Below are 221 nucleotides of genomic sequence, written 5' to 3'. Positions count from 1 at the left end.
GTAATGGATGTGCGACTCTGACCATTGAACGCTTTCTCGCAGTGGGTGCCTCGGAATAAGTCTTAATCCTTGTTGTAATGGATGTGCGACTCTGACCATCTTAAATGCCATAAGCATCCTTCGGGATAAAGTGTCTTAATCCTTGTTGTAATGGATGTGCGACTCTGACTAAAGGCTTATCTTGACAAACATCCTAATGTTGTTTACGTCTTAATCCTTGT

It is taken from the genome of Rudanella lutea DSM 19387, from assembly GCF_000383955.1.
Lineage (GTDB): Bacteria > Bacteroidota > Bacteroidia > Cytophagales > Spirosomataceae > Rudanella > Rudanella lutea.
Note: the sequence above shows the minus strand (reverse complement) of the source record.